Origin of the sequence: Actinomadura logoneensis (assembly GCF_003428695.1) — a bacterium.
Lineage (GTDB): Bacteria > Actinomycetota > Actinomycetes > Streptosporangiales > Streptosporangiaceae > Spirillospora > Spirillospora logoneensis.
The window spans coordinates 1-7,253 of the sequence record NZ_QURH01000920.1; the positions used below are offsets into that span (position 1 = coordinate 1).

Genomic DNA, 7,253 nt, shown 5'->3' on the forward strand with positions numbered 1-7,253 from the left:
CTCGGCCGCGCGCCGGGCCGCCGCCGCGCGGTCCCGCCCGTCGGCGTCCCGGTGCACGGCAAGTTCCGCCCGCGCCGCCTCGGCGACCACGGCCGGATCCACCGCACCGTCCGTCACGACGGTACCGCCCGTCGCCCCCGGAATGGTGGCGGCGAACCGCCACAGCAGCCGCTGGACGCCCACGTCCCGCCCGGCGCCGGTGCTCTCGGCCCGCTCGGCCACCCGGACCGCCGCCGTGAGGAAGTCCACGCGCGCGCTCAGCGGGCCGACGATGCGCTGGCTCAGCGGCCACGTGCTCACCGTGAGCAGCCCGCGCGCCGGAGCCAGCAGGTCTGCGGTCAAGGCGGCGCAGAGGTAGTAGGGACGCGCGTACGGCGACGACCGGAACGACCGCTCCTCGTCACGCCGCAGACTCGTGAGCCGCGCCGCCGGGATCTCCCCGGGGAAGAACGCCGTGTGGACGGCTCCGACCAGCTTCGGCGCGGCGGGCACGCCCAGCAGCGTCAACGCCTGGTGGACCTGCTCCCGAACCGGCACCAGGCCCCGGGAAGCTCCGCTCGCGGTCCCCGCCCGCCCGGTCGGCGCGGGAACGACGGGGGCGCCCACGTCGGCGTCGTCGCCGGGGTCATCGCCGAGAACGGCCTCGTCCCATGCCTGCTCGGCGCGCCGCAGCTCGGCGCGCAGCGTCCGCGCGGCCTCCCGGTCGCCGCTCGCCGCGGCGCGGCGGACGGCCGCGCGCAAAGCGGCGATGCGCTCCTCCAACGCGTCGGGGGAGGAGCCGGGGGCTCCGGACATGCCGGAGAGCGTACCGCGACTTCCACGGAGTTCCAGTATTTTCCAGATTTATCCGCGTTGGTCGCGCCGCAACGGGTGGTCCTCGGGCACCTCGACCAGGACGATCCGGACCCCCTCCGGGTCCTCGATCCACATCTCCACCAGCCCCCACGGCTCGACCCGCGGCTCCCGCACCACCCGGACCCCGGCGGCGGCCAGGCGCTCGTGCTCGGCCCGGACGTCCCGCACCTGGAGCCACAGCATCGGCGCGCCCTCACCGACCGGACCGGACCCGTGCCCCGACACCTCCAGGAACCCCGCGCCCAGGAAGAACACCAGGCCCGGATCGTCCGGCGGACCGAACTCCCGGTACACCGCCAGGCCGAGAACGTCACGGTAGAAGCGGCGGGCCCGGCCGGGATCGGCGGGACGGACGATGACGCGACTGCTCAGAACCTCCATGCGCCTCATCATTCCCCTCGGGCGGTATGACAGCCTTGTCCGCGTGACGGAGACCGAAAGCGCCCCCCGGCGCGTCTGGCTGATCAGGCACGGAGAGAGCGAGTCCAACGCCGGACTGCCGACCGACGGCCCCGCCGCCGCGCCCCTCACACCGTCCGGACGACGCCAGGCCGAGCGCGTCGCCTCGGCCTTCTCCGCCGCGCCGTCCCTCATCGTCAGCTCACCGTTCGTCCGCGCCCGCGAGACCGCCGCGCCGACGCGCGCCCGCTTCCCGGACGTCCCCTACGAGGAGTGGCCCGTCCAGGAGTTCACCTTCCTCGGCGCGCTCCACGGCCCGAACACGACGAACGAGCAGCGCCGTCCCCACGCCGAGGCGTACTGGGCCAGTCCCGACCCCGCGCGCGTGCTCGGCGGCGACGGCGAGACGTTCCGCGCGCTGGTGGCCCGCGCCCGCACGATGCTCGACACGCTGGCGGCCCGCCCCGAACCCGGCCTCATCGCCGTCTTCACCCACGGCCTGTTCATGCGCGCCGCCATGTGGACGCTCCTCACCGGCGTCACCGACCCGACCGCCGGGCAGATGGCCGCCTTCCACCGCTTCGCCGAGGTCGGCCGCACCCCCAACGGGACGATCGTCGAACTCCGACCCGGCCCGCCCGACCTGTTCACCATCACGTTCGGCACCGCCGAGCAGGGAGCCGTGCCGCCGGCCGCCGAGGCGGTGGAGGACGCCGCGTCCCACGCCTGAGCGCGGGTCTCAGGAGGGGAACCCCGCGAAGAAGCTCGCGACCATGTCCTCCTCGCCGTGGCCCTGCTCGGTCGCGCGCAGGAACCGCTGCCGCGCCGCGTCGGTGAGGTCCACGCGGACGCCCGCGGACGACGCGGCCTCCATGATGAGCCCGGTGTCCTTCGAGGCATTGCGCACCGTGAACGTGGGGCTGAAGTCCCGTTCGAGGACGGCCCGCATCTTGGTCTGCAGGTAGCCGCAGTCGAGCGGCCCGCCCGTCAGGACCTCGCCGAACGCGCGCGGGTCCAGGCCCAGCCCCTCCGCCAGCGCCAGCGACTCCGCGACCAGCGACGTCAGCGTGATCGCGTAACCCACCGTCACCATCTTCAGCCGCGTCCCTGCGCCCGCCGCGCCGTCGTCGCCCAGCCACATCGTCCGCTGCCCGACCGCGTCGAACACCGGCCGCACCGCCTCGCGCGCCGACTCCGGCCCCGCCGCCAGGACGACCAGCTTTCCCTCCTCGGCGGGCTGCCGGCTGCCCTGCACCGGCGCGTCCACGAACGTCAGCCCGTGCCGTCCGGCCAGCTCGGCGAGCGGTCCGAGCGCGGCGACGCCGACCGTGCTCATCTGCGCCCACACCGCGCCCCGCCGCGCCCGCGGGGCCGCGGCCTCCATCACCTCGGCCACCACGTCACCGTCGGTCATCATCGTGACGATCACGTCGGCGTCCGCGACCGCCGCGCCGGGGGAGTCCGCGACGCGCGCGCCCTCCTCCGCCAGCGGCTCGGCCCGCGCGCGCGTCCGGTTCCACACCGTCAGGTCCACTCCCGCGCGCAGCAGGTTCCGCGCCATCGGGAAACCCATGATCCCCGTCCCGAGCAGGGCGACAGCCGTCATCCGAGCCTCCTGTGGTCCCGTGCGGCGCCCACCGCGCCGCGCCTCAACCGATCTTCTACCCAGATCGTCAGCCGTAGGCGGGGCTGTCGTCCGGGACCTCGGTGTAGGGGACGGCGAACGCGTCGAGCGTCCGCTCCAGGTTGGCCGACCACCACGCCACCAGCGCCGTGGGCGCGTCGGCGCCGTCGGACGGCTCGTCGCCGAGATACCGCCGACGCAGCGACGCCACATCGCACAGCCGCTCCCACCACGCCCGGTGGACCGCCGACTGGATCTGGCCCGCGTCCAGCTCGACCACCGAGCGGTGGCCGCGCAGGAACGCCTGCACCCGGTCGAGGTCGAGCCCCCGGTCGTCGCCGCACGCGAACAGCCGCGCCGCGGCCCCGACCACCTCGCCCGCGAGCGGACCGGTGGTCAGCGCGTCCCAGCCCAGCACCGCCGACACCTCACCCGACCGCCCGTACCGCAGATGCCCCTGGTGGAACGCGCCGTGCAGCCGCCCCACCGTGCTCGTGTCGATCTCCGGCGGCTGGTGGTCGGCGAACTCGTCCAGCAGCTCCCGCCGCTCGCGCAGCCGCCGGACGGTCAGCGCCGCGAAGTCCGTCCCGTCGTCGGACGTCCCGGCGAGCGCCGCGTCCACGGCCGCCATCGCCTCGGCCGCTCGCGACGTCGGCACCAGCATGCTCTGCTGCACCGGCCCGGTCACGCGGTCGAGTTCGGCGTGCAGCCGTCCGAGCAGCGCGCCGAGCCGCTCGCACTGCACGAACGTCAGCTCCAGCCCGTCCCGCCGCCGTCCCGACGCCCAGGGGAACACCTCGTAACCGCGCCCGCCCGCGACGACCAGCGTCCTGCCGTTCCGCGCGGGGACGGGGGCGAGAACCGGGAGCCCCGCCGCGTCCAGGGCGGCCATCGCCTCATGCCGGAGACCGATCCGCCTGCGGTCGGGCGAGCCGTGCTCGCGCAGCAGGTAGGACGCACCGTCCGCGTCCAGCCGCCAGCGCCGCCCGCGCCCGCCGGCCAGCGGCTCCGGAACGGCCTCGATCCCCCAACGGCGCGGCAGCCGCGGCGGCAGCGGCTCGTCGCCCTGAACCCGCGATGACGTCGGCACCTCGGTCCCTCGCTGGACTCGGTCGAACGAATGTTCTGCGGCCGACGCTACACGCTCACCCACAGTCCACGAAAGCGAACCACCGGCATCCGCCCTCCGGCGACCCCGAACCTCCAGCCCACGTTCCGCCCACCGGTTCGCCGCGACATTTGGTCGCGGTGGCTGGGACCTCAGCCCTGCCGCCGCGAGGAGTCCGACTGCCATCGACCGCGCATCACAGGCGGTAGCAGCACACTGGAGACCGTCGCCGAGCCGGCGCACGAGCCGAGAGTGTCGTCCGGCATCCGGGGCAGCAGAAAGCCCGCGCGGGTTGTGAGGACATCCCGCGCGGGCGATGAGCGAACCATGCCCGTAACGGGCGGCAAACCGACCGCTCAGACGCGTTCGAGGACCACGACCGGGATCTCCCGGTCGGTCTTGCGCGTGTACTCGTCATAGTCGGGCCACACCGCGACCATCTTCTTCCAGAGCCGCGGCCGCTCCTCCGGCGTCGCCGTCCGCGCACGCGCGGTGAACCGGTCGCCCCGCACCTGCACCTTGACCTGGGGGTCGGCTTCCAGGTTCTTGTACCAGAGCGGGTGGTCGTCCGCGCCGCCCTTGGACGCGACCACCACGTAGTCGTCGCCGTCCTCCTGGTAGATGAGCGGAGTCGTGCGCTCCTGGCCCGACTTGCGCCCCACGGTGGTCAGGAGCAGCGTGACCGTGCCGTTCCAGTCGTGCCCCTCAGCGCCGTCGGTCTCCTGGTAGCGCTTGACATGCTCCTTGCCGAAAAGCATTGGCCCTCCTCGTTGCGGAACGGATGTGCGCGGGGCGGGCGGCGCCGCGCGCCCGGCACAACATCCATCGGCCCGAGGACCTTCCCCCGAGCTCGCGGACCACGCGGGAGATCGAGGTCAATTCTTGGCCAGCAGGTCCTTGAGGAAGCGGACCGTCTCGTCCGGACGTGACGCGGTGATGCACAGGTCGTTCATCACGCGCATGTAGGTGTCCACGTCGGCGGGCTTGTCCAGGTAGAGGGCGCTGGTGAGCTGCTCCAGGTACACCACGTCCGACAGGCCCGGCTCGGCGAAACGCAGGATGGTGAACGGCCCGCCCGTCGCGCACGGCTCGGACGCCTCGTACCGCACCACCTGCAGCGTGACGTTCGGAAGGTCGGCCATCTCCAGCAGGTGCTCGATCTGACCGCGCATCACCTCGCGTCCGCCGATGCTGCGGCGCAGCACCGCCTCGTCGAGGACGGCCCAGAGCGTCGGAGCGCCGGGCTCGACGAACCGCTCCTTGCGCGTCATCCGCAGCCGGACGCGCCGCTCCACGTCCTCGTCGGTCGCGTCCGGATGGCCGAGGCGCACGACCGCCCGCGCGTACTCCTCGCTCTGCAGCAGCCCGGGGACGAACTGCAGCTCGTAGCAGCGCAGCAGGGAGGCGGCCTCTTCCAGCCCGAGGTAGGTCTCGAACCAGTTCGGTAGAACGTCGCCGTAGCGGTGCCACCAGCCCGGAGTGTTCGCCTCGCGGGCGAGCTCCAGCAGGGGGGCGCGCTCGGCGGGGTCGGTGACGCCGTACAGGGTCAGCAGGTCGGCGACGTCGCGCTCCTTGAACCCGACGCGGCCGAGCTCCATCCGGCTGATCTTGGAGTGCGAGCCCCGGATCTCGTAACCGGCGTCCTCGGTAGAGATGCCCTTCTGCTCGCGGAGCCTGCGCAGCTGCGCCCCCAGCAGGATGCGCAGCACCGTCGGACCGCCGCGACGCGGGTAGTCGAGCAGACGTCCGGGGGTGGAGTCGCCCTCCGCTGGAGGAATGGGTGCAGCAGCGTCCTGGGGCAAGGGGTCACCAGCCAGTCTTGGCGAAACGGCATCGACCATCGTAGAGGATCACGACCCCCTGCGCCGCCCACCGCGCCGGAATGGTTCCGGAACGTGGCGAAGCAATGCGCTTCGGTGAATGCCAACCGGCGGCCCTCGGCCTCCCGGCCGCCGAACCGCGCGCACACGCTCCCACCCAACGCGTGAACTCTCTCACGTGGCCGTTCCCGGGCTTCTCGTCCACACACTCTGACGTGCCGTTCTTCCGATGCCGGAACAACCCGTCGCGTCGCGTGACACAGCTCTCGCCCCTCAGGCGTGAACACCACTCCGAAGAGACGTTCTCATTACTGCGAGGCGATGTTCACCACGCCTCTCTGCACGACACCAGCGACACAGGGGATCCGATGGACATCCACTTCCTCACCTCGGGCGCGGTCACCGAGTCCGCCCGCACCGCCGCCGAGTCGGCCGTCCGCAAGGCCCTGGCCGGCACCACCGCGTCAGCCGTCGCGGTCCGAGGCACCCTGACCCTCGCCCCCGACCCCTCCCTCCCGCGCCCGGCCCTGGCCCAGGCGACCGCCGACATCGACGGCCGCTCCCTCCGCGTGCAGGCCGCCGCGCGAACCATCGAAGAAGCCATCACGCTCCTAGAAGACCGCCTGACAATCCGAGTCGTCTCCCTACTGGCCGGCTGACCGACAAAGCACTGACAGACCGACGGGCGACAAACCAGTTGCCCCTTCGGGAGACCGGCGGGCAGGCTGCGGTTCGTCCGAGGGGGTGGGGCGTGCGTCCGCGTGAGGTCAGAGCCGAGTACGACCGTGATTCGATCACCGTGTACCAGGCGTTCTCGCCTGCCATCGCGGTGCCCGCGCTGCGGAACGGGCGCTTCGTCCCACCGTTCTCCCGGACGCGGATGACCTGGATCAAACCCTCCTTCCTCTGGCTGATGGCACGCAGCGGCTGGGGCCGTAAACCCGGGCAGGAGACGATCCTGGCCGTGCGCATCTCTCGAGAGGGTTGGGACGAAGCGCTCTCGTTGGCCGTCCCGACCGACCCCGACCGCCGCGTCTTCCGTTCCGCCGAAGAGTGGCGCTCCGCCTTCCGCCATGCGCAGGTTCACGTCCAATGGGATCCGGAACGCTCCCTACGCGGCGAGAAGCTCGAGCCCCGAGCCATTCAGATCGGTCTGAGCCGCCACATCATCGACCGGTACGCCGACGACTGGACGCTTTCCATCGACGACCGGACGCCCCTCGCCCACAAGATCCACCGTCACCTTCAGCGCGGTGATGTCTCGCAGGCGAAACGCCTCCTTCCGAAAGAACGGCCTTACCCTCTCGCCGCCTCCCTCGCCCACCGCTTGGGCGCGACCCCTTGACTCGGCCATAGCGCTTGGTGCCGGGTTAGCGCACGGGCAGCGGCCTGTCGGTCTCTTCAAGGGGACCGACAGGCCGCTGCCCGTGGCATCCATGGACTGCTA

General features: G+C 72.5%; 9 protein-coding genes. 3 read left to right on the forward strand and 6 right to left on the reverse strand.

Annotation, left to right across the window (positions count from 1 at the left end; translation table 11 throughout):
- Both DZF91_RS31030 and DZF91_RS31035 read right to left on the reverse strand, forming a co-directional pair.
- Positions 1-795 (reverse strand): hypothetical protein (locus DZF91_RS31030; protein WP_147341475.1); only part of this gene is annotated, 795 nt, incomplete at its 3' end.
- A gap of 48 nt (positions 796-843) precedes the next feature.
- A complete protein-coding gene (locus DZF91_RS31035; RefSeq protein WP_117360633.1) occupies positions 844-1,236 on the reverse strand; it encodes a VOC family protein in 393 nt (130 codons plus the stop codon).
- Between the two features lie 43 nt (positions 1,237-1,279).
- Here DZF91_RS31035 and DZF91_RS31040 point away from each other — a divergent pair, with 43 nt between their 5' ends.
- Positions 1,280-1,984, forward strand: a complete 705-nt coding sequence (locus tag DZF91_RS31040; protein WP_235834683.1) for a histidine phosphatase family protein — start codon at positions 1,280-1,282, stop codon at positions 1,982-1,984.
- A gap of 9 nt (positions 1,985-1,993) precedes the next feature.
- Here the strand turns inward: DZF91_RS31040 and DZF91_RS31045 are convergent, their stop codons facing one another.
- The 4 genes from DZF91_RS31045 to DZF91_RS31060 form a co-directional block, all read right to left on the reverse strand.
- A complete protein-coding gene (locus tag DZF91_RS31045; protein WP_117360635.1) occupies positions 1,994-2,860 on the reverse strand; it encodes an NAD(P)-dependent oxidoreductase in 867 nt (288 codons plus the stop codon).
- A 67-nt stretch (positions 2,861-2,927) separates the two neighbouring features.
- The gene (locus DZF91_RS31050; protein ID WP_235834684.1) at positions 2,928-3,968 is read right to left on the reverse strand and encodes a phosphotransferase enzyme family protein; all 1,041 of its coding nucleotides are present in this window, start codon (positions 3,966-3,968) and stop codon (positions 2,928-2,930) included.
- A gap of 374 nt (positions 3,969-4,342) precedes the next feature.
- Entirely contained in the window at positions 4,343-4,744 is a 402-nt protein-coding gene (locus tag DZF91_RS31055; protein ID WP_117360637.1) for a nitroreductase family deazaflavin-dependent oxidoreductase, read from the reverse strand.
- 117 nt (positions 4,745-4,861) lie between these two features.
- Entirely contained in the window at positions 4,862-5,728 is an 867-nt protein-coding gene (locus tag DZF91_RS31060) for a helix-turn-helix domain-containing protein (RefSeq protein ID WP_235834685.1), read from the reverse strand.
- Between the two features lie 446 nt (positions 5,729-6,174).
- On the opposite strand from DZF91_RS31060, the gene DZF91_RS31065 reads away from it, so the two are divergent.
- Both DZF91_RS31065 and DZF91_RS31070 read left to right on the forward strand, forming a co-directional pair.
- The gene (locus DZF91_RS31065; RefSeq protein WP_117360639.1) at positions 6,175-6,465 is read left to right on the forward strand and encodes a hypothetical protein; all 291 of its coding nucleotides are present in this window, start codon (positions 6,175-6,177) and stop codon (positions 6,463-6,465) included.
- Positions 6,466-6,557: 92 nt separating this feature from the next.
- Complete coding sequence (locus DZF91_RS31070; RefSeq protein ID WP_117360640.1) at positions 6,558-7,151, forward strand: DUF4291 domain-containing protein; 594 nt, start codon at positions 6,558-6,560, stop codon at positions 7,149-7,151.
- Positions 7,152-7,253 lie beyond the last annotated feature (102 nt).